The organism is Streptomyces sp. NPDC056734 (genome assembly GCF_042790455.1).
In the GTDB taxonomy this organism is placed as follows: Bacteria; Actinomycetota; Actinomycetes; order Streptomycetales; family Streptomycetaceae; genus Streptomyces.
Genome location: NZ_JBHTZD010000018.1, coordinates 208,568 through 230,176, shown reverse-complemented (window position 1 = coordinate 230,176; position 21,609 = coordinate 208,568). Strand labels below are relative to the sequence as shown.

The following is a 21,609-nucleotide window of genomic DNA, read 5'->3' as shown; positions in this document are numbered from 1 at the left end:
GGCGGCAGGCGGCAGGCGGCAGGCGGCAGGCGGCAGGCGGCAGGCGGCAGGCGGCGCAGGATCCGCGGTTCGCGGGACGCCTTCGCGCGGGAGGGCCGCCAGTTGTTCCCACGCTGCCCGGAGCGGCGGGCGCGGGAGATCGCCGCGCACGCATCGGTCCATCGGTACGGGGCAGTGGGCGGGTGGGCCCCAGCGCGGCGGGGCGTGCGCTGTCCGAGGGGGCGGTGATCTCGGCGGTGGTGGCGTCCGTACGCCATGTGGACACGCCGTACGGCCGGCTGCTGATGAGCGGCGTGTCGCGGTACGAGGCGTGGCGGCGGATCGCGCCGACGGTGGAGGCGGTACTCGGCGCGCGGCAGGAGCAGGGGCAGCAAGATCCGCAGGGTCGGAGTCAGGAGGAGGACCAGGACCAGGACCAGGGTCAGAGGCAGAAGCAGAGGCAGAGGCAGAGACAGGGGCAGACGGCGGGGCCGGGGTGGGCAAGGAGCGGCTGAGCTGTCCGGCGGCCGTGGACGCTCACGTATGGCTCTGCGCGGGTGGGGCATGGCCGGGGGACGGTGGAGGGCATTGACTGGGAGTGACGTACCCGCCGAGCGGTCTTTCCCGACGCTCGGTGACCGGCTGGTGACCAGCCGCAGGCACGGACCGAACACCTCACTGGAGCGGACGTGGAAGTCGACATGATCGAGGGACCGTACTTCGTGCTGACCGTTCTGGGAGTGCTCGGGACGGGTCTGGTCGCCGGGGTCTTCTACGGCTTCTCGACCTTTGTGATGCGGGGCCTGGCCGCGCTGCCGCCCGCGCAGGGGGTCGCGGCGATGCAGTCGATCAACGCGATGGCGCTGAAGCCGGCGTTCATGGGCCTGTTCGCCGGTACGGCGGTGCTGAGCGCGGTGATCGCGGTGGTGACGTTCGTGCTGTGGCCCCGGGAGGGGACGGTCGAGCTGCTGCTGGGCAGCGCGCTGTATCTGTTCGGCACGTTCGGGCTGACGATCGCGGGAAACGTGCCGCGCAACGAGGCGCTGGCGAGACGGGAGGCCGGTACGGCGGAGGCGTCGTCGTACTGGTCGGTGTACCTGCGGGACTGGACGGCCTGGAACCACGTCCGTACGGCCGCCTCGGCCGCCGCCGCGGTCTGCTACGTCCTCGCGCTCGCCTGAGGCCGCTCGTTCGGATCATGCCGGGCTCGCGGGCCCTGGCACCGCTCCCTGGTCCGGCCTGATCCAGACGAAAGGAGCCTGGCGCCGCGTCGGCACGAAAGCGCCGGTCACCGACGAGTCGTCGCAGGTGACCGATGGTCGTATGGTGGCCGGAAGGACCCGGTCGAGGGGCGTCGGGGGACGTCGCGGGACCCGCCGAGGGAACCGCCCGACGGACGACGAGGCTCCCCGGAAACCTCCCCGAGGAAGACGCCCATGGCAGACCCCAAGGGATTCATGAGCACGCCCCGGCGGGAGTGGCCGCGCAGGCCCGTCGAGGAGCGGGTGCGTGACTGGGACGAGGTGTATGTCCCGGGGGCGCTGCTGCCGATCATCAGCAAGCAGGCGGACCGGTGCATGGACTGCGGCGTCCCGTTCTGCCACGACGCCTGTCCGCTGGGGAATCTGATCCCGGAGTGGAACGACCTGGTGTCGCGGGAGGACTGGCGCGCGGCGGCGGACCGGCTGCACGCGACGAACAACTTTCCCGAGTTCACCGGCCGGCTGTGCCCGGCGCCGTGCGAGGCGGGGTGTGTGCTGGCGATCAACCAGCCCGCCGTCACCATCAAGAACGTCGAGTGCGCCATCGCCGACCGTGTGTGGGCGGACGGTCTCGCGCCGCCGAGGCCGCCCGAGAGGCTGTCGGGGCGGACGGTCGCCGTCATCGGCTCCGGGCCGACCGGGCTGGCCGCCGCCCAGCAGCTCACCCGCGCCGGGCACACGGTCGCGGTGTACGAGCGGGACGACCGGCTCGGTGGGCTGATGCGCTACGGCATCCCCGAGTTCAAGATGGAGAAGCACCATCTTGAGCGGCGGCTGGCGCAGATGCGTGCCGAGGGCACCAAGTTCCGTACGTCGATGGTGGTGGGCCGGGATGTCCGCGCGGACGAGCTGCGGACCCGTTACGACGCCGTCGTCCTGGCCACGGGTGCGACGGCGTGGCGTGAACTGGACGTCCCGGGGCGTGAACTGACCGGTATCCACCAGGCGATGGAGTATCTGCCGCTGTCCAACCGGGTGCGCGAGGGCGACCTCGACGTGTCCCCGCTGTCGGCCGCCGGGAGGCATGTCGTGATCGTCGGGGGCGGCGACACGGGGGCGGACTGCCTGGGGACGGCGGTCCGGGAAGGGGCCGCGTCCGTGACGCAGCTGGACATCTACGGCCGCCCGGACGCCGCGCGCGACGAGGACGCCGAGCCCTGGCCGACGTACCCGAAGATCTACCGGCTGTCGGGGGCGCACGAGGAGGCGGGCGAGCTGGGTACGGCACCGGCGGCGGACGCCGACGCACGGCTGTTCGCGGCGTCGACGCTGCGTTTCACGGGGGACGCGGACGGCAGGGTGCGGGCGCTGCATCTGGTCGGGGTGGACGCCGGGCGCCGCCCGCGCCCCGGCACCGGGCGGTCGCTCCCGGCCGACCTGGTGCTGCTCGCCCTCGGCTTCACCGGGCCGGACCGCGAGGACGGGATCGTGGAGCAGCTGGGGCTGGCCATGGAGCCGCGCGGCACGATCGCGCGGGACCGGGACTTCGCGACGAACGTTCCCGGGGTGTTCGCCGCCGGGGACGCGGCCCGTGGGCAGTCGCTGATCGTGTGGGCGATCGCCGAGGGCCGGGCGGTGGCGGCGGCCGTCGACCGGGCGCTGACGGGCAGTTCGACACTGCCGGCGCCGATATCGCCGTACGACCGGCCGATGACCGTCTGAGCGGGGCCGACGCGGGCCGCCAGGCCCCTCGGCGCGTGGACGGCGTGCGCCGCTCGGCGCGACCCCTCACCCCCGTCGGGCGGGTCAGCGGCGTTCGTCCGTTCCCGGGACCTTGCCGGTCGCCAGGGCCACCCGGTTCCAGGTGTTGATGGTGAGGATCAGGGAGATCACGTGGGCCAGTTCGGTCTCGTCGAACTGGGCCGCGGCCCGGGCGTACACATCGTCGGGGACGCCCCCGTCGGCGACCAGGGTGATCGCCTCGGTCAGTGCCAGGGCGGCCTGTTCCCTGGCGGTGAAGAAGTGACGGGCCTCGCGCCACACGGCGACCAGGTGCAGCCGGTCCTCGTCCTCACCGGCCTTGCGGGCGTCGTTGGTGTGCATGTGGAGGCAGTAGGCGCAGTGGTTGAGGTGCGAGGCGCGGATCTGGATCAGCTCGACGAGCGCGGGGTCGAGGCCCTCGCGGGCGGCGGCGTCGAAGCCGATGATCGCCCGGAAGACCTTCGGGGCGGCCTTGGCCATGTCGATGCGGGACCTTCGGGCGGCGGTGGAGGGGGAGGTGGCGGAGGCAGAGCCGGAGCCGGAGACGGAGGCAGAGGGGATGTCGATCGCCCCCGTCGCATTGATCGCGCCCGTTGCATTGATCGTGTCAGTCGTGTTGATCGCGTCAGTCGTGTTCGTCGTCATGACCATGAACCTACGGGCCGGAAAGACCGACGATAGGGTGCAATGTCATGGCAGATTCATGGGTCAATTCAGCGGAGCGCATCGGTGCGGATCTGCATCTGGAGCTGACCGGGCCGGGCGGGCGGCGGGCGGCGCTGATCCGGGCGCTGCGGGAGGCGGTACGCGGTGGGCGGCTGCCCCCGGGCACCCGGCTGCCGCCGTACCGTTCGCTCGCCGCGGACCTCGGGGTCGCCCGCAACACGGTCGCCGACGCCTACGCGGAACTGGTCGCGGAGGGCTGGCTCACCGCACGCCAGGGGTCGGGCACCCGGGTGGCCCTGGGCATCGCCGGGCCGACGCGACACGCCGGGCGAACGCCCCCGAAGGCGCCTCCACGCGCGCGTGGGCCACGACACGATCTGCGTCAGGGGACGCCGGACGCGTCGGCGTTCCCGCGCGCCGCCTGGGGCACGTCCTATCGCCGGGCGCTCCAGCAGGCGCCCCATGACGCGTTCGGGCCCGGGGATCCCGCGGGCCGCCGGGAGCTGCGGGAGGCGCTCGCCGAGTATCTGGCACGCGCGCGTGGCGTACGGACCGGGCCGGACCGGATCGTGATCTGCTCCGGCTTCGCGCACGCGCTGCGGCTGCTCGCCGCGAGCGGGGTGCTGCGCGGCCCGCTCGCCGTGGAGGAGTACGGTCTCGGCTTCCACCGCGACCTGCTGGCCGCCGCCGGGGTACGGACCGTCGCGCTGCCGCTGGACGAGGACGGCGCGCGGGTCGAGGAGTTGGGGCGGGAGCGGGCCGTACTGCTCACGCCCGCCCACCAGTTCCCGACCGGCGGCCCGCTGCACGCCTCGCGCCGCGCGGCGGTGATCGAGCGGGTACGCGCGCGGGGCGGGGTGCTGCTGGAGGACGACTACGACGGGGAGTTCCGCTACGACCGCAAACCCCTGGGCGCGGTCCAGGGTCTGGCCCCCGAGCACGTTATCTACATCGGTTCGGTCAGCAAGAGCCTGTCCCCCGCGCTGCGGCTGGGCTGGATGGTGCTGCCGGAGCGTCAGGTCGCGGAGGTACTGGCGGCCAAGGGCGAGCGGGAGGGATGGGCGAGCGTCCTCGACCAGCTGAGCCTCGCCGACTTCCTCCTGTGCGGCGCGTACGACCGTCATGTGCGGCGCATGCGGCAGCACTACCGGGGACGGCGGGACCGGCTGGTCGCGGCGCTCGCCGAACGGGCGCCGCACATCGCGGTGACCGGCGTGGCGGCCGGACTGCACGCCGTGCTGCGGCTGCCGCCGGGCACCGAGGCGTCCGCAGTCAAGGCCGCCGTCTGGCAGGGCGTGGCCCTGGACGGCCTGTCGGCGTTCCGCCATCCGGCGGCCCTGACACCGCCGGTGGACGGTCTGGTCGTCGGTTACGCGACCCCACCGGAACACGCGTACGGGGCGGCGCTGGAGGCGCTGTGCGGGGTGCTGCCGCCGGATCTTTCCCCCCCGCCGAGCTGAGCTGAGATGAGCTGCGGGGATCATGTCCGCCAAGGGCAGGTCGCCCACCCCCGTTCCCGCCTCACGCCCACGCCCCGCGCCCCACGCCTCACGCTTTGCGCGCGACCGCCCCGTACCCCGGTATCACCCCGTCGTTCTGCCCCGGCACCGGCTCGCCCAGCTCCGGCTTCCACTTGTCGACCACGACGACACCCGGGTCGATGAGTTCCAGGTCCGTGAAGAAGCGCGCGAACTCCGTGCGGGAGCGCAGGGCGAGGGTGATGCCCGCGGCCTTGAGCGTGGCGGTCGCGGCGGCCGACTCCTGCGGGGTGAAGTCGCCGGTGGCGTGGGTCATCATCAGGTGGCTGCCGGACGGAAGCGCGGCGACGAGCCGGGTGACCAGCTCATGGGCGCCGTCCTCGTCGGCGACGAAGTGCAGCAGGGCGACGAGGGACAGGGCGACGGGCCGGGTGAGGTCCAGGACCTTCCCGGCGGCCTCGACGATGGTCGCCGGGTCACGCACATCGGCCTGGACGTACTCGGTGACGCCCTCCGGCGTGCTGCGCAACAGGGCGGCGGCGTGGGCGAGGACGATCGGGTCGTTGTCGCAGTAGACGACCCGGGCGGCGGGCGCGACCTCCTGGGCGACCTGATGCAGATTGGGTTCGGTCGGTATGCCGGTGCCGATGTCGAGGAACTGCCGTATCCCCTGCCCCGCGAGCCAGCGGGTGGCGCGGTGCATGAAGGCCCGGTTGACCCGTGCCATCACCGGGACCCTGGGGTCGAGGGCGAGCATCTGCCGGCCCATCGCCTCGTCCACCGGGTAGTTGTCCTTGCCGCCGAGATACCAGTCGTACATCCGTGCGGGGTGCGGCTTGCTGGTGTCGATCTCGATGGCGCCGGTGGGGTCCAGCCCGGTCATGAGCCACTCCGTGAGCGTCGGACGGTTAAGAGGCAGGAATTGACGAGAACAGACCAGAACGGACGAGCACAGACGGGGAGCGAGGCGCGGATCGAGGTCACACGCGGGTCTGTACAAGTCAGTACAGGTCAGTCCAGGTTGTACAGGTGCAGTACAGGTAAGTCAGGTCTATGTGGATCGTACGGATCATATGGATCGGACTGGTCGGGGGACCGCCCCGTGGTGAGCGATCCCGGTCCTGCGATCAATGGTCAATTTAGCGTGGCCGGTGCTTAGTTGGTGCTCAGTTGACGTTCAGTCGGCGGTGGTGGGGGGTGCTGGGCACGGAAAAAGCAGCAAGGTCGTTCAGGAGAGCAGGAAGTCGGCCTCCCCCGCCTTGGCGCCCTCGATGAAGGCGGTCATCTCGTCGGTGGTGTAGATCAGCGCCGGCCCGTCGGGGTCGGTGGACTGCCGGACCGCGATCCGGCCGTCGGCGAGCTTCATCGCCTCCAGGCAGTTGCCCCCGTTGCCGCCGCTCCACGGCTTGTGCCAGCCTTCGCTGCCCAGCTCATGGGCAGGCATGCCGTTGTAGATCCGCGCTATGCGGGTCAACGGCCTCGGCTGGGACGTGATGCCATCCATTCACAGCTCCTCGCGGAGATCCCTGAGGATCTCCTTCGTACGTTGTGCAGTAGCGGCCTGTGCCGCCATGCGGTCCATGACCTCCAGGTAGGTGGCTACCTCGGCACGCGCGTCCAGGTAGACGGCGCCGGTCAGGTACTCGCTGTAGACCATGTCCGGCAGTTCGGGCATGGCGAATCGGAAGAGGACGAAGGGGCCGTACGTGCCGGGGTGCGGGCCTGAGGCGAACGAGATCACCTGGAGCGTCAGATTCGACAGCTCGGTGGCCTCCAGCAGCCGGTCGATCTGCCCCCGCATCACCTCGGGGCCGCCGACGGAGCGGCGCAGCGCGGTCTCGTCCATGACGACCCACAGCCGGGGCGCGTCCGCGCGGGTGAGCAGGTTCTGGCGCTGCATACGCAGGGCGACATGGCGCTCTATGTCGTCGGGCCGGGTCTGGCCGACGGCGCCCGCCCTGAGCACGCCGCGCGCGTAGTCCTCGGTCTGGAGCAGGCCGGGGACGAAGTGCGGGTCGTAGCTGCGGATGAGCCGGGCGGCACCTTCCAGGCTGACGTACATCGAGAACCAGCCGGGCAGGATGTCGTGGAAGCGCTGCCACCAGCCGGGTTTGTTGGCCTCCTCGGCGAGCTGGACGAAAGCTTCGGCCTCCTCGTCCTGGACGCCGTACGCCTTCAGGAGCAGCTGGAGATACGGGATCTTGAGCCCGACCTCGGCCATCTCCATGCGGCGGACCGTGGCGGGCGCTACGCGGAGGATCTTGGCGGCCTCCTCGCGCTTGAGCCCGGCGCTCTCCCGCAGATCCAGCAGGCGCCGGCCGAGGACGACCTGGCCGACCGTCGGCGCGGACCGCGGCTCACTCACGCTCCACCTCCACTCCACACAAGAACGGACTTCGGGGGCTCGGGGAGCCAGGAGGACTCACGGAGCCCCGGGACCCCCGAAGGGACAAACAGGTAGATCCTGAAAGGCGCTCCGACAGGCTTCACGGCGCCCTTCGAAAATGTATTCGAAGGCGTGAACAGACCTTCTTTTTCGAACTGACGCCGCTCAACATGCTGTTGCGAGCAGTGTGCCACGACCGTGCAGAGAGTCATACGGCACTCTGCAATTTTCAGAGTGACACTTGCCAAGTGTTCACGGCGGGGCGATAGTGGCAAGCGTGATTCCGTCCCCGCCCTTAGGAGCAGACGCCGCCGCAGGCCCTTTCGGCCTCGACGGCTCCGCTACGCCGGCCGGTCCCGCCGAGACCGTCGCCGAGCGCCGGTTCCGCTTCGAACTGGCCGCGCATCCGGGCTCCCCCGCGCAGGCCAGACGGCTGACCCGGGCCAGGCTGACCGGTTGGTCGGTGTGCGAGGACACGTGTGACACGGCGGCCCTGGTGGTCTCCGAGCTGGTCACCAACGCGATCGTGCACACCGCGAGCGACATTGTCGTCTGCGAGCTGCACGACGGCGACGACCTGGTGCGTATAGCCGTGCGGGACGAAGGTTTCGCGCCCGGTGAGCCCCAGCCGTCGCCACAGCGGCCGGATGAGGAGCACGGGAGGGGATTGCTCCTCATAGACGCTCTGTGCCGGGCCTGGGGGGCTCAGGAGCATGGCCCTGGGCTGCTGGTCTGGGCGGAGCTGCCGCGACAGGCCGAGGTCGCCCCCCGGGGCGACCTCGGCTGGGGCGCCCGCCCCAAGCCCGGTCCGGTCAAGGGCGGCTCCGGTGACGACGAGGGGGCCGAGGCGCTGCTGCGCAGCCCGGTCATGATGCCGCGCGAGCTGGACGGGGAGAGGGGTAGGCCGTGAATGCCGTGTCCTGCGGCGGACAGGTGCTCAGCCTGGACACACTGGTCCGTCTGGGACGCGGGGTCCGGGCCCCGGGCACGTCGGTGGCGGGTGCGCCCCGCAAGCTGTCCGTCCCGGACGGGATGACCGCGCCGATGGGCTGCGACGCGGTGGCGGTGCCCGCCGACTTCGGCCCGCTCGTCATACCCCGGCTGCCGCGTGTGGGGTGCGTCTACGCCGATGAGGCGCACTGGTGGTGGCTGGTCCCGTCCGACTCGGACTACGCCCTCGACTGGCCAGCCCCGGCCCAGTACACGGCGGGCGCGCTGGTCGCCGACGCCCCGAAGCTGATCCACCGGCCCGACGGGACACTCCCGTACACACCGCCGATCCCCCTGTATCTGGCGCTGTGCCGCCTGACGGGGGCGACGCCCAGCTGGTCTCGGCCGGTCAGCGCGTAGGGCTCCGCCGGGGCGTGGGGGCTCCTGGTGCCGGCCCCGCAGGGTTCCGCTGAGGGCCGTATGGCCTCGCGGGGGCCGCACGCAAGGCTCCGCTGGGGCGGCAGGGCTTTGCCGAAGGACCGTAGAGCTTCGCCGAAGGCCAGGGACCGGTAGGGCTCACCCCTCACCCCTCACCCCTCACCCCACAGCACACAGCACACAGCACACAGCACAAGCTATGCAGGGCCCCATCCACCGGGGGCGGCCGCCTGCCCCTTGCGCCCCCACCCCCCGGCGTACGCCGTCGCACCCCCGCCTCCCCCCTTCGCACCCCGCCACGCCCTCCCCCCTCGCTCCCCCGGCAGCAATAGTGGGCCGTTCGTCGACGGACGGGAGGCCGACGGTTGGGCACGCGGAGAGGCGGGCGGACAAAAGAACAGCCCGACGGGTCGGAGCCGCAGGAACAGCAGGAGGCACAGTCCCATGGACCAGAGCCGACGGATCAGCCCGAGACACCCGGAGTAGCCGAGCCATCCGAAGTACCCGAGGCACCTGAAGTACCCGGGGTATCGGACTCGGAGCGGCTGCTCTTCGGCGGCCCCCTGCGCTACGACCTGGGCTGGAGCAAGCACGAGGACGCCTTCCTCGAACTCAACTTCCGGGCGATGATCAGGCGCCTCCCGGCCCTCCTCACCGCCAGCCTGCGCCTCGCCCTGGCGGCCGACCGCCGCGCCACCCGCACGGTACTGGCCGCCGAGATCGCCCGGGGTCTGGCCCAGGCGGTCAGTCTGCTCGCCGTCAACAGCGCGCTGGGCCGTCTCATCGCCGCAGGCCCGATCGAGGACCGCCTGCGCGGCGCGCTCCCCGCGCTGGTCACCATCGCCGCCGTCACCGTACTGTCCGCGCTGCTACGTGCCGCCTCCACGTACGCCACCGGACGGCTGGAGCCCAAGGTGGAGCGGGTCGCCACCGAGCAGTATCTGGAGCGGGCGGCGGCGGTGGAGCTGTCCGCGATCGAGGACCACGCCTTCCACAAGCTCCTGGACACCGCGCAGTACGGCGCCTCCTCCGCCCGCCGGATGATCTCGTACGCCACCCGGGTGGTGAACGCGGCGATCTCACTCATCGCGGCGGCCGGTGTACTCACCGTGCTCCACCCGGCGCTGCTCCCGCTGCTCGTCACGATGACCCTGCCCAGCGCCTGGAGCGCGCTGACCATGGCCCGCCGCCGGTACGAGTCCTTCCACGCCTGGGTGCAGCACGCGCGGGCCGGCCGGCTGATCGGCCAGTTGCTCATCCAGCCCGAAGCCGCCCCGGAGATCCGGCTGCACGGCGTCGGCCCGTTCCTGCTGCGCCACTTCCGCTCGATGTCGGAGAACGCGGAGGCCGAACAGGCCCGCCTCGCCGGGCTCGCCGCGCGTACGGGGCTGATCGCGGCCACCTGGACGGGCCTTGCGACCGTGGCGACGTACGCCACCCTGGGCGGCCTGCTGCTGGGCGGCGCGATGGCACTGTCCGTCGCGGGTACGGCGGTCATCGCGATCCGCACCGGCTCGGCGAACCTGGACACCCTGGTCGTGGAGGTGAACTCGCTCCACGAGGAGGCCCTCTTCGTGGGCGACCTCCAGCGGCTGCACCAGGAGGCGGAACGCCGGATGATCCCCGTGGGCGGGGCCGCGCTGCCCGAGGAGCCGCGCGAGATCCGGTTCGAGAACGTCAGCTTCGCCTACCCGGGTGAGCGCCCCCGCCCCGCCCTGGACGACGTCACCCTCTCCGTCCCCCTCGGCAAGATCGTCGCCCTGGTCGGCGAGAACGGCTCCGGCAAGACGACCCTGGTCAAACTGCTCGCCGGCCTCTACGCGCCCGACCGCGGCCGGATCCTGTGGGACGGCGTGGACACGGCCGGCGCCGACCGCCACGCGCTGGCCGAGCGCGTCGCCATGGTCGCCCAGGATTTCAAGCGCTGGCCGTTCACCGCGCGGGTCAATGTCGCCGTCGGCCGCTCCTCCGCGCCCCTCACCGAGGAGCGGCTGGCCAAGGCGGTCGGCGAGGCCGGGGCCGAAGGAGTGGTCGCGGATCTGCCGAACGGGCTGGACACCCTCCTCGCCCGGGAGTTCAGCGGCGGCCAGGAGCTGTCCGGCGGCCAGTGGCAGCGGCTCGGCATCGCACGGGCCGCCTACCGGCAGGGCCGCATCCTGATCGTGGACGAACCGACGGCCGCGCTGGACGCCCGCGCCGAACTTGAGGTGTTCGAAAAGATCCGGTCACTGGCCGGGGCGGGCCAGACGGTCGTCCTGATCACCCACCGGCTCGCCTCGGTCCGCCACGCGGACCTCGTGCACGTCCTGGACCGTGGCCGCCTGATGGAATCCGGCACTCCGGACGAGCTGCTGGCGACCGGCGGGATCTACGCGGAGCTGTACGCGCTCCAGGCGGAACAGTTCACGACGGCACGCGTCCCGAGACCCACGTCGACAGCGGCACCGGCACCGGCGGCACCGACATCCACACCAGCACAAGTACCGGCACCGGCACAAGCACCAGCACCAGCACCCACACCCACACCAAAGGCCGGTTGACAGGGCGGACGCCCCCTTCACGCCACCAAACCCCCCACCCCCACCCCCTCCCCACCCCGCACGATCACCAGAAACGCGTCCGACGCGAGGTCCATGACCACCTCGGCCGCCAGCCCTTCCCTCCGCCGGGCCCGCGCGAACTCCTCCGCGGGCCACGATCCCCGCGGCCCGCCCGCGGGAAAGCGTTCGAGCACCCGTCGCCCGTTCACCATCTCGCACCTCCAGAAAGCGTCGAAACGTGTGAGAGTCAACGCCTTCCGGAGGCCGATCAGTTCGCCTTGTCGCCGGACCGAGTCCATATTGACCGGTGGAGCGAGGGATCCACACCCGATCCACATCCGATCCACACCCTCCACCTCAATCAACGTCAATCAACATCAACCCGAATCAATCCACATACTCATCGTGATACTTGGTGTGCGCGCTGCCCGCGAGCGGCCCGAACGCCTCCGCACGCCCCTTGGGTACCTCCCACCCCTCCTGCCGTCCGAGTGCGGTGAGGTCGAGGAAACCGGTGGCCGAGCCGAGCCCGTCGAGTCCGCGGTCGTACGTCGAGTAGGTGTGGAAGACCTGATCCCGGTCCCGCAGAAAGCAGCTGAGCCCCGGCCGTTCGAACAACTCCCCGTCCCGCTCCCGCGTCACCTCGAAGTCGGCGTTGAAGTCGGCGTTGAAGTCGGTGTCGTAGGACGAGTACCAAGGCACCGTCCAGCCCATCCTCGCCTTGAACGGCAGCAGCCTGGTGTAGGGCGCCCGGGAGACGGCTGCTAACGAGGTGCGGCGGGCGTGCAGATGGGCAGGGTGGCCGACCTGATCGAGGAAGTACGAGCAGCCTGGGCAGCCGTTCTCCCACTCGGGGGCGAACATGAAGTGATGGACGACGAGTTGATCGCGTCCCTCGAAGAGGTCCAGCAGGGTGGCCTTGCCGTTGCCTCCCTCGAACACGTACTCCTTGTCGATCTCGACCATGGGCAGCCCGCGCCGCTCCCTGTTGAGGGCGTCTCGCGCGCGGGTCGCCGCCTTCTCCTTGGCCAGCAGTTCCTGCCGTGCCTTGCGCCACTCTTCGCGCGATACGACCTTCGGAAGTGACATGGATCCTCCTGTGCGACGGTCCCGTTGAGGTGGTGACTGCCGGACTCACCGGAACTCATCGCGCGACCCGGAATTTCTCCGAGGAATCCTGCCCCGCCCGTCGGCCCAACCTTCTTCGCAGGTCAGAGGGTTGATCCGTACGACACCGGAAGGGTGAGCAGCCCTCGGGCGCGCAGGGAGGGCCGCCAGCGGAGGCCGGCGTCATCAGGGGTGTCCGCCGCGGCCAGGGCGAGCCGCGGGAACCGTTCGAGGAGTGCGGCGAGGGCGATCTCGGTCTCCGCGCGGGCGAGCGGGGCGCCCAGGCAGTAGTGGATGCCATGGCCGAGGGCGAGATGCCCGGAGGTGTCCCGGCCCAGGTCGAGCCGGTCGGCGCCGGGGAAGCGGGCGGGATCGCGGTTGGCGGCGGACAGCGAGAGCCAGACGGTCTCACCGGCCGGGACGGTGACGCCGCCGAGGGTGATGTCCTCGGTCGGGAAGCGCCGGATGGCGAGCAGCGCGGGCCCCTCGTACCGTGCGAACTCCTCGACGGCGGCGGGCAGTCGCCCCGGGTCCTCGCGCAGGGCGGCGAGTTGGTCCGGGTGGTGCAGCAGGGCCAGTACGGCGTTGCCGATGAGCTGCACGGTGTTCTCGTAACCGGCGAAGAGGATGAGGAAGGCGAGCGACATCAGTTCGTTCTCGCTCAGCAGGTCGCCCTCGTCGCGTACGGCGATGAGGTCGGAGAGCAGATCGTCGCCGGGGGTGGCGCGCTTGTCGGCGATGAGCGCGGTGAAGAAGGCGAGCAGAGCGGCCACCGCGTCCCGAGCCGCTTCCGGGCGCCGTGGATCCGGGGCGACGAGGGCGTCGGTCCAGACCCGGAAGTCCCGGCGGTGCGGGCCGGGCACGCCCAGCAGGTCGGAGATGACGGTGATCGGCAGGGGCGCGGCGTAGGCGGCGATGAGGTCGGTGGTGCCGTCGGGGCCGAGCGCGTCGAGGAGCCGGTCGGCGGTGTGCCGTACGGGTGTACGAAGGTGGGTGATCCGGCGCGGGGTGAAGGCGTTGCCGACCAGGCGCCGGATGCGGGTGTGGTCGGGCGGGTCCATGTTGAGGAGGTTGGCGTCGAGCGCGGGTGGCAGCGCGAACCCCCGGTAACCGCTCGCCGTGGCATGCCGCTTGTCCAGGGACAGGCGGGGGTCGGCGAGGGCGGCGCGGACATCATCGTAGCGGGTGACGAGCCAGGCCGGGGTGCCATCGGGCCCGGAGATGCGATGCACGGGGGCGCTGTCGCGCAGCTGCCGGTAGACGTCGTAGGGCTGTTCGAGAAGCCCGTCGGCGAGATCCATGGGCCCTATGTAACCGGGCGGGACCATGCCGGATGGGCCGGAGCCGAACTCACTCACCGTACGGGCGACCCGCCCATCCGGCGACCGACATCAGTCGTATCGCTGAATCCGCCGCCCATGACTGCGGTCGAGCAGCGCGGGCATGCGGGCCGTCATCTCCCGTACGACGGCGGGCACATCGACCGTCAGCAGTCGCCGGTCCCGCATCAGCACCCGGCCGTCGACGACGGTGGTGCGTACGTCGGCGGAGCGGGCGCTGTGGACAAGGGTGGCGGCGAGGTCGTGGACGGGCTGGGTGTGCGGCCCGGTGAGGTCGACGAGGGCGATGTCGGCCCGTCGCCCCGGTGCGATGCTGCCGATCGTGTCCCCCAGCCCCACCGCGTCGGCGCTCTGCACCGTGGCGTGGTGCAGGGCCTGGCGGGCGGTCAGCCAGCGGGGATCACCGGTCACGGACTTCTGCACCAGCGCGGTGAGCGCCATGGACTCCCAGACGTCGAGGGAGTTGTTGGAGGCGGCCCCGTCGGTGGCGAGCCCGACGGGGATGCCGATCTCGCGCAGGGCACGGACGGGTGTGGTGGTGGGCCAGCCGAACTTCAGATAGCCGCGCGGGGCGGTGGCGACGGCGGTACGGCCCCCGGCGCGGCCCAGTACGGCAAGGTCCCGGTCGAGGATCCCGGTCCCGTGGGCGATGAGGAGGTCCGTTTCCAGCAGCCCGGCGCGTTCGAGCTGCTCGATGGGGGTCACCCCGTGCCGGTCGAGGGCGGCCTCGGCCTGCTCGCGGTTCTCGGCGGCGTGGAGGTGCACGGGAAGGCCGTGGGCGCGGGCGAGGTCGGCGGTGGCCGCGAGGTCGGGGTCGGTGACGGTGTAGGGGGCGTGCGGGGCGAGCGCGGTGGTGATACGGCCGCCCGCGCTCCCCCGGTGCCGCAGCGCGAACTCCAGCGACCGTTCGCGCCCCCGATCCCCCTGGGACGAGAAGTACGTCTCGCCGAGCAGCGCCCGCATCCCGCACTCCTCGACCACGTCGGCGACGGCGTCCATGGCGAAGTAGTGATCGGCGAAACAGGTCACGCCACCCCGGATCATCTCGGCACAGGCGAGCCGCGCCCCCAACGCCACGTCCTCCTCGGTGAGATTGGACTCCACCGGCCAGACGACGTCGTTGAACCACGCCTCGATCGGCAGATCCTCGGCGATCCCGCGCAGGGCGACCATCGGGGTGTGCGTATGACAGTTGATCAGTCCCGGCAGCGCGACCTGTCCCCGCCCGTCGATGACCTCACGGCCCGCCACCCCCACGGCATCGGCGGCATCGAGAACGGCGTCGACAACCCCACCCCGCACCACGATCGTGACCCCCTCCCGAAACCCCACCTCCTCGCCCTCGCCATGCACGAGCACGGTGCAGGAGGTGATCAGGAGATCGGCACGCGGGTTCATCGCGCCAAGGTACGACGGTGGGGGGCCTGGGCGTGACCCGAACCGCTTGTCCGGTCACCGGATCAGTTCCCGGCCATCCGGACCGCTGTTGACTTCCGCGTACGGAATCTCAAGAAGATCCAGGGGGTCCAGGGGTTCAGGGGATCCAGAGGGATCTACAGGTCTGCCGTCCCTGCGGGGCTGATGCTCCCAATGAGCTGCCGTGTCCTGGTGATCGCCGCGGTGAGACCGCCGCCCACGCCCTCGTGCTCACCCCCGTGCTCACCCTCGTGCCCGGCCTCGTCCCGACCGGAGGTCAGTGACGCGATGATGTCGTCCACCGTCCGTAGGCCCGCCCGTTCCAGGAGCCGCTTCTCGTTGGTCACCCATTCGCCGCGTGCGGCCAGGACGGCGTGGGCCGCGTGGGCCGCCGCGACCGCGATGAAGCCCGCGGTCTCCGTACGGCGGCCGGCCGGGGCGTGGTTGGCCTGCGCGTAGGCCAGGGTTGCCCGCGCTGTGCCGAGCCAGCGGGTGTGGGCGGTCACCCGGAGCCTCTCCGGATAGGCCGCAGGCCGGGGCAGCGTCCCCCGCAGCACCTGGTTGATCGCCAGTTCCGCCAGCAGCAGGTAGGTCGGGATGCCCGCGAGGTGGAAGAGCAGGGGCTCGATCTGGAAGTCGCCGTTCTCCGCCTCCGCCGTGACGCGGTCCACGGTGTCCAGGTCGCGGTAGTGCACGTCCACCCGGCGCCCGTCGATCGTCAGCCAGGCGCCGCCGTTGAAGACGCCGCCGCCCCAGTCGCCGATCTCGGAGACCTCGCCGGGCCAGCCGATCGCACGCAGGTCGGCCGGGGCGAAGGGGCCTCGGTAGTAGACGGCCATGTCCCAGTCGCTGTCGGGGCGATGGGTGCCCTGGGCGCGGGAACCGCCGAGGGTGACGGCGCGGACGGTGGGGAGGGCGGCGAGGCGATCGGCCGTGTGTTCCAGGAACGCGGCGTCGTTCTCCCCGAACGCCTCGTCGGAGGGGGCAGGCATACGGGCTCCCGGTGCTGGTCGGGCAAACGGGGGCAGCCTATGGGGGGATTCGGCGTCATGCGAACCATAATCGTCGGCGCGAACCATGAATCGCCGATACCTGTCCCTCGATGCCGCTGACCGGTAATTCGCGTGCGCCCGGTGCCCCCGCGCGGCAGCATCGACCGCACGATCGACAAATGCCGCACAACCGAGAAATGGAGTCCCCCTTGCTCAAGCGCGTCACCGTCCCGTCTCTCTTCCCTCCGCCCACCTACTCCCACGTCACCGTCGTGGAAGCCGGTACCAGACTGGCGTTCCTCGCCGGGTCCGTCCCGGTCGACGGGGACGGGAAGGTCGTCGGGGAAGGTGATGCCGTACGGCAGGCCGGGCAGGTCATCGCCAACCTCGGCGAGCAGCTCCGGGCCGTCGGCAGCGATCTGGCGCATGTGGTGACCACCGACGTCTACGTCGTCAGCCCCGACCCGGCCGTACTCGCCCGCGTCTGGGAAGTCGTACAGGCGTCCGAACTGAGCGCCGGACCGCACTCCTCGACGCTCATCGGCGTCGCCGCCCTCGGATATCCGGGGCAGCTCGTGGAGATCACCGCCACCGCCGTCGTACCGGAGGGCGACCGCGGCGAGAGCGACCGTAACTAGGGCGACCGCACGGAGGACTCCGTACGGGACCAGAGCCCACCCGGCGGCGGCTCGGCCTGAGATGTCGAACGGCCTCGACCGTGCCCGGCGAACGCCCCCCTCATTCTGCAGCGAGCGGCACACACAGTCTCCTCGCCCTACTCGGCGAAGGCCGCCCCGCCGTCCGGGGCCCGCCCCGCCGCCCGTGCCGCCGCGCGGAGCGCCTCGCGCAGCATCTCGGGTGTGAGCCGGCCGGTGAAGGTGTTGCGCTGGCTGACGTGGTAGCAGCCGAGCAGGTCGGGGCCGCCGTCGAGCCGTACGTGCGTCCCGTGGGCGAAGGCCGGGCGGGGGCGCGGCACGGTCCAGCCCACCTCGGCGAGGGCGGGCAGCGTGGCCTGCCAGCCGTAGGCGCCGAGGACCAGCACGGCCCGCAGGGTCGGCCGCAGCAGGCGCAGTTCCTCCACCAGCCAGGGGCGGCAGGTGTCCCGTTCGGCGGGGGTGGGCTTGTTGCCGGGCGGGGCGCAGTGGACCGGCGCGGTGATCCGGACGCCGTGCAGGACGAGACCGTCGTCGGCGGCGACGGACGTCGGCCGCGAGGCCAGGCCGACGTCGTACAACGCCCGGAACAGGACGTCTCCGGAACGGTCGCCGGTGAACATCCGTCCGGTCCGGTTACCGCCGTGCGCGGCGGGCGCCAGGCCGACGATCAGCAGCGGCGCGTCCGCCGGGCCGAAGCCGGGGACCGGGCGGCCCCAGTACGTCCAGTCCGCGTACGCGGCCCGTTTCGTGACGGCGACCTCCTCACGCCAGGCGACCAGCCGGGGGCAGGCACGGCAGCCGGCGATACGGCGGTCCAGGGCGGCCAGCGCTGAAACGGCGCACGCGCTCCCGGAGGAGGCGTCCGCGGCGGGCGCGCGCCCGCCGGGAGCCTGCCCACTCTCGTCCATGCCACCACCGTACGACCGCCCCCCACCTCCCCACCCGACCCCCGGCTACGTCCAGACCGCCCCCACCGCCACGAACCCGCAGATCAGCACGAACAGAATCCCCAGCAACGGCGTCACGAACCGCAGATACCTGTCGTAGCCGACCTTCGCGAGGGCCACGCCACCGATGGTGACGGCGGTCGTCGGCACCCACAGGTTCATCCAGCCGCTCGCCGACTGCCACGCGGTGACGACGACCGCGCGGGAGACGCCCGCGAAGTCGGCGAGCGGGGCGAGGATCGGCATCGCGAGCGTGGCGTGCCCGGACGTGGACGGGATCAGGAAGGCCAGCGGCAGGTTCACCACGAACACCAGGATCGCGAAGACCCCGGAGGAGGTGTCCGCCACCACGCCCTCGATGGAGTGCAGCACGGTGTCCGTGATCTCGGCGTTGTTCATGATGACGGTGACCCCGCGGGCCAGCACGATCACCAGCGCGGGCGAGATGAAATCCGCCGCCCCCCGCACGACCGTCGCACTCAGCTTCTGCTCCCCCATCCGCGCCACCAGCCCCACCAGCACCGCCGCGCACAGGAACAGCGCGGCCAGCTCCGGGAAGGACCAGCCCAGCTCGAAGCCGTACGGGATGGCGTCCGCGTCGCCCGTGAGCGCGCTGGACCACGGCACCACCGAGAAGATCATGAAGGCGAACACCAGCACCATCACGCCCAGCACGGCCTTGTGCAGCCCGGTCAGCTCGGGCACCTCCTCGCTCGGCTCCTGGTCCCGGTCGCCGGGCAGGAACCCGGTGAGCGAGCGGGCCGGATCGCGCTGCACCCGGCGCGCGTACCGGATCACATACGCCACCGTCACCACCGTCAGCACCACCCACATCACGAACCGCAGCACGATCCCGTCCCCCAGCGAGATACCGGCGGCGGACGAGGCGACCCCGGTCGCGAACGGGTTGACGGTCGAGCAGAGCACCCCGATCCCGGCACCCAGGATGATCGTGCCGACGGCGACCATCCGGTCGTAGCCGAGGGCCAGCATCAGCGGCACGATCAGCCCGTAGAAGCCCAGGGTCTCCTCGGCGAAGCCCTCGACCGTGCCGAGCACCGAGAACACCACCATGATCCCGGCGATCAGCAGCGCCCCGCGCTCCCGCAGCCGGTGGGCGAGCCGGGCGATCCCGCGATCGAGGGCGCCGGTCGCGAAGACGACGGTGATGAACGCCCCGATCGCCAGCACGAACAGAAACACCCCCGCACTGCCGTACAACGCACCCACCAGCTCCGGCCCGACCCGCCCGGTCCGCTGATCCTGGATGCCGTACAGACCATTGACCGGGGAGAGGAAGAGGTCGTTCAGCCGGTCGGCGAAACTCTGCCCGGAGTCCACCCGGTGGTACGTGCCCTGGATCGGGGCACCGGATTTGTCCCGGTCGTACACGCCGGACGGAATCAGAAAGGCGAGCAGCCAGACCCCGATCGTGACGATGACCAGGACCGTCAGCGCACTCGGGAAGACGAACTTCCGCCGTGGCTCCCCGGTCTCCAACCCGACGCCGTCCCGGTCTCCGTCTCCGCTCCCGGCACCGTCTCCGTCTCCGGGCTCACCTCCACCCCCACCCCCACTCCCCTTCGCGCTCCCACTCCCACCCGGACTACCGCCACCGGCACCGCCATGGGTGACCGTCATCCGGACGCCCCGGAAGCCCCGGAGTCCCTCGACGCCCCCGACGGCCCGGACGGCCCCGACGGCCTGACCCGGGCCTCCGATCCGGCCTCCCCCACCACCCCACCCCGGCGGAATCCACCCGCATACCGCTCCACGAACCCGCACATCGCCACGACCGTGTTCCGCAGCTCCGAGAAGAGCACGCGTTCGTTCGGGGCGTGCAGATTGCAGCTGCCGTCCTGCGCGCCGAAGAGCAGCACCTCCGCGTCGGGCGCGGCCTGCGCCAACCCGTTGACCAGCGGAATCGACCCGCCGGTCGCCACATACGACGTCTGGCTCCCCCACGCCTGCGAGAGCGCCTCCCGCGCGGCACGGTGGGCGGGCCCGCCCGTCCGCGCCTCGTACCCCGGCCCGGTGTCACCGGCCGTCACCGTCAACGGCACCCCGAACGGCTGGAGCGGTCGCAGATGCTCCAGCAGCAGCGCCTGCGCCTCGTGCGGGTCCTGGCGCGGATGGAACCGCAGATTCAGTTTCGCGCGCGCGTACGGTACGACGGCCGACGCGGCGTGATCGACGCTCGGCGCGTCCAGCCCGATCACGGTGATCGCCGGCCCGCTCCACAGCCGCTCGCCCAGACTCCCGCTGCCCATGAGCGGCACCCCGTCGACGACCCCCGCCCGTTCCCGGAACTCCTCCTCGGTGTACCCGGCCCCCTCCCAGTCCTGCCTCCGCAAGCCCTCCACGGCCACGTCCCCATGCACGTCGTGCAGGGTCGCCAGCGCCTTGAGGAGAACCAGCAGCGCGTCCGGCGCCGCGCCCCCGAACTCCCCGCTGTGTCTCGGCTCCGCCAGCGTGCGCACCTCCACGACCACCTCGGCCGCCCCGCGCAGACCGGTCGTCAGCGTCGGCGTACCCGGCCGGAGGTTGCCGAGGTCGGCGATCACCATGGCATCGCACGCGAACCGCTCCGGATCGGTCGGCGGATACCCGTCGAACCGGCTGCCGTACTCCTCCTGCCCCTCGAACACGATCTTCACCCCGACCGGCGGACGCCCCTCGAACGCCCGCAGCATCCCCAGGTGCGCGATCACATTCGCCTTGTCGTCCGCGATCCCCCGGGCCCTGAGCCCGCCCTCCACGGCTGTCGGCTCGAACGGCGGCGACAGCCACAGCGACTCGTCGCCCGGCGGCTGCACGTCATAGTGCGAGTACAGCAGCACGACCGGCGCCTGCGGATGCGGCGGGGGAATCTCGGCGTAGATCACCGGCGCGGTGTCGGGCAGGTCGATCCGCTCCACATGCGCCACCCCGGCATCGCGCAACAGCCCGACCAGCAGATCGTGCGCCTGCTCCACCGGTCCCGCCGGGAAACCGGGAAACGCCACCGAGGGAATCGCCGCCAGCCGCTCCAGATCGGCCGTCAGCCCGTCCATCAATCCGTCGACCTTGGCCACCACGTCCACGCCGGCTCCCTCACTCACCGTCGAACCATCCACAGTCCAGCACCCTCGACCACCCTCGACTCCCCACCGCGCCCCCGCATCCGGGGTGGACCGCCGGAGTGTCCGGCACCCCGGAAAAGGGCTCCGTCGCACCGCCCTCCCCCGACTAAGGTCGAATCCATGAGCACTCGGAACCGCACTCAGGCCCCGACCGGTGACCCCACCACCGTCCCCGGCCCCGAGCGGCCCACCGGAGGCCCCCGTCACGGGCGAGTTCCGACGTCCCAGCACGGCGACGACGACGGTCGCGACACCGTCGACACCGGGCCGACCGAGGAAGCCCGGCCGACCAGAGAAGCCGCTCAGGCCCAGGAAGCCGGTTGGGCCAAGGAAACCGGTTGGGCCAGGCAGACCGGCCCGACCGAGAACGCCAAGCCCGCCAAGCCCGGCAAGCCCGGCAAGCCGGACAAGCAGGCCAGGCGGGCCAAGCAGGGGAAACGGTCCCGGCAGACCGACATGACCGAAGGCGACCGGGACGACGCAGCCCCCCAAGCCCACAGCACCGACGACCACGGCGACCACGGCGACCACTGGCCCCCCAGCCACGCCAAGCAGCGCCCCGCGCAGAGCCCCGCCAAGCCCAGCCCCACCGACATGACACCCCCCGCCCACCGAATCGGACAGGCCCGCGCCCGCGACACCGCCACGG

Annotated in this window: 20 protein-coding genes; 8 read left to right on the top strand and 12 right to left on the bottom strand. The window is 71.6% G+C overall.

The genetic code is table 11. From position 1 onward, the window contains the following. The first annotated feature begins 182 nt into the window (after positions 1 to 182). From ACFRFC_RS27215 to ACFRFC_RS27205, 3 genes are all read left to right on the top strand, one after another. Positions 183 to 494, top strand: a complete 312-nt coding sequence (locus ACFRFC_RS27215) for a DUF2293 domain-containing protein (protein WP_383112658.1) — start codon at positions 183 to 185, stop codon at positions 492 to 494. A gap of 186 nt (positions 495 to 680) precedes the next feature. Then, positions 681 to 1,160, top strand: a complete 480-nt coding sequence (locus tag ACFRFC_RS27210) for a DUF1772 domain-containing protein (protein WP_382688797.1) — start codon at positions 681 to 683, stop codon at positions 1,158 to 1,160. 255 nt (positions 1,161 to 1,415) lie between these two features. Next, positions 1,416 to 2,903, top strand: coding sequence for a glutamate synthase subunit beta (locus tag ACFRFC_RS27205; protein WP_382688528.1), 1,488 nt, complete (start codon positions 1,416 to 1,418; stop codon positions 2,901 to 2,903). Between the two features lie 84 nt (positions 2,904 to 2,987). Here the strand turns inward: ACFRFC_RS27205 and ACFRFC_RS27200 are convergent, their stop codons facing one another. After that, entirely contained in the window at positions 2,988 to 3,593 is a 606-nt protein-coding gene (locus ACFRFC_RS27200) for a carboxymuconolactone decarboxylase family protein (RefSeq protein ID WP_382688531.1), read from the bottom strand. A gap of 41 nt (positions 3,594 to 3,634) precedes the next feature. On the opposite strand from ACFRFC_RS27200, the gene ACFRFC_RS27195 reads away from it, so the two are divergent. After that, positions 3,635 to 5,068 carry a PLP-dependent aminotransferase family protein gene (locus tag ACFRFC_RS27195; RefSeq protein ID WP_382688534.1) on the top strand — a complete coding sequence of 478 codons (1,434 nt, stop codon included), beginning with the start codon at positions 3,635 to 3,637 and terminating at the stop codon, positions 5,066 to 5,068. Positions 5,069 to 5,156: 88 nt separating this feature from the next. Here the strand turns inward: ACFRFC_RS27195 and ACFRFC_RS27190 are convergent, their stop codons facing one another. The 3 genes from ACFRFC_RS27190 to ACFRFC_RS27180 all read right to left on the bottom strand — a co-directional run bounded on the left by ACFRFC_RS27190 (position 5,157) and on the right by ACFRFC_RS27180 (position 7,451). Continuing rightward, positions 5,157 to 5,969 (bottom strand): SAM-dependent methyltransferase, encoded by an 813-nt coding sequence (locus ACFRFC_RS27190; protein ID WP_382688537.1) that lies wholly within the window; start codon positions 5,967 to 5,969, stop codon positions 5,157 to 5,159. Between the two features lie 345 nt (positions 5,970 to 6,314). Further along, positions 6,315 to 6,590: a DUF397 domain-containing protein gene (locus tag ACFRFC_RS27185; protein WP_382688540.1), complete on the bottom strand. Its 276-nt coding sequence runs from the start codon at positions 6,588 to 6,590 to the stop codon at positions 6,315 to 6,317. Next, on the bottom strand, positions 6,591 to 7,451 hold the full coding sequence (locus ACFRFC_RS27180) for a helix-turn-helix transcriptional regulator (RefSeq protein ID WP_382688542.1): 861 nt from the start codon (positions 7,449 to 7,451) through the stop codon (positions 6,591 to 6,593). Between the two features lie 289 nt (positions 7,452 to 7,740). On the opposite strand from ACFRFC_RS27180, the gene ACFRFC_RS27175 reads away from it, so the two are divergent. From ACFRFC_RS27175 to ACFRFC_RS27165, 3 genes are all read left to right on the top strand, one after another. Beyond that, positions 7,741 to 8,382 carry an ATP-binding protein gene (locus ACFRFC_RS27175; RefSeq protein WP_382688545.1) on the top strand — a complete coding sequence of 214 codons (642 nt, stop codon included), beginning with the start codon at positions 7,741 to 7,743 and terminating at the stop codon, positions 8,380 to 8,382. Next, positions 8,379 to 8,822: a hypothetical protein gene (locus ACFRFC_RS27170; protein ID WP_382688547.1), complete on the top strand. Its 444-nt coding sequence runs from the start codon at positions 8,379 to 8,381 to the stop codon at positions 8,820 to 8,822. Before ACFRFC_RS27175 ends, ACFRFC_RS27170 begins: the two co-directional genes overlap by 4 nt. 644 nt (positions 8,823 to 9,466) lie before the next feature. After that, on the top strand, positions 9,467 to 11,380 hold the full coding sequence (locus ACFRFC_RS27165; RefSeq protein ID WP_382688800.1) for an ABC transporter ATP-binding protein: 1,914 nt from the start codon (positions 9,467 to 9,469) through the stop codon (positions 11,378 to 11,380). Positions 11,381 to 11,397: 17 nt separating this feature from the next. On the opposite strand, the gene ACFRFC_RS27160 is transcribed toward ACFRFC_RS27165, so the two are convergent. From ACFRFC_RS27160 to ACFRFC_RS27140, 5 genes are all read right to left on the bottom strand, one after another. Continuing rightward, positions 11,398 to 11,592: a hypothetical protein gene (locus ACFRFC_RS27160; RefSeq protein ID WP_382688548.1), complete on the bottom strand. Its 195-nt coding sequence runs from the start codon at positions 11,590 to 11,592 to the stop codon at positions 11,398 to 11,400. Between the two features lie 175 nt (positions 11,593 to 11,767). Beyond that, entirely contained in the window at positions 11,768 to 12,469 is a 702-nt protein-coding gene (locus ACFRFC_RS27155; protein WP_382688551.1) for a DUF899 domain-containing protein, read from the bottom strand. A 122-nt stretch (positions 12,470 to 12,591) separates the two neighbouring features. Continuing rightward, positions 12,592 to 13,788 carry a cytochrome P450 gene (locus ACFRFC_RS27150; protein ID WP_382688553.1) on the bottom strand — a complete coding sequence of 399 codons (1,197 nt, stop codon included), beginning with the start codon at positions 13,786 to 13,788 and terminating at the stop codon, positions 12,592 to 12,594. Between the two features lie 90 nt (positions 13,789 to 13,878). After that, a complete protein-coding gene (locus ACFRFC_RS27145) occupies positions 13,879 to 15,225 on the bottom strand; it encodes an amidohydrolase (RefSeq protein WP_382688556.1) in 1,347 nt (448 codons plus the stop codon). A 155-nt stretch (positions 15,226 to 15,380) separates the two neighbouring features. Next, complete coding sequence (locus ACFRFC_RS27140; protein WP_382688559.1) at positions 15,381 to 16,235, bottom strand: nucleotidyltransferase domain-containing protein; 855 nt, start codon at positions 16,233 to 16,235, stop codon at positions 15,381 to 15,383. Between the two features lie 209 nt (positions 16,236 to 16,444). On the opposite strand from ACFRFC_RS27140, the gene ACFRFC_RS27135 reads away from it, so the two are divergent. Further along, complete coding sequence (locus ACFRFC_RS27135; protein WP_382688803.1) at positions 16,445 to 16,873, top strand: RidA family protein; 429 nt, start codon at positions 16,445 to 16,447, stop codon at positions 16,871 to 16,873. A gap of 137 nt (positions 16,874 to 17,010) precedes the next feature. Here the strand turns inward: ACFRFC_RS27135 and ACFRFC_RS27130 are convergent, their stop codons facing one another. The 3 genes from ACFRFC_RS27130 to ACFRFC_RS27120 all read right to left on the bottom strand — a co-directional run bounded on the left by ACFRFC_RS27130 (position 17,011) and on the right by ACFRFC_RS27120 (position 20,939). Then, a complete protein-coding gene (locus tag ACFRFC_RS27130) occupies positions 17,011 to 17,799 on the bottom strand; it encodes a uracil-DNA glycosylase (protein WP_382688562.1) in 789 nt (262 codons plus the stop codon). A 45-nt stretch (positions 17,800 to 17,844) separates the two neighbouring features. Beyond that, a complete protein-coding gene (locus ACFRFC_RS27125) occupies positions 17,845 to 19,338 on the bottom strand; it encodes a YfcC family protein (protein WP_382688564.1) in 1,494 nt (497 codons plus the stop codon). A 137-nt stretch (positions 19,339 to 19,475) separates the two neighbouring features. Beyond that, positions 19,476 to 20,939 (bottom strand): M20/M25/M40 family metallo-hydrolase, encoded by a 1,464-nt coding sequence (locus ACFRFC_RS27120; protein WP_382688567.1) that lies wholly within the window; start codon positions 20,937 to 20,939, stop codon positions 19,476 to 19,478. Positions 20,940 to 21,609: the final 670 nt, after the last annotated feature.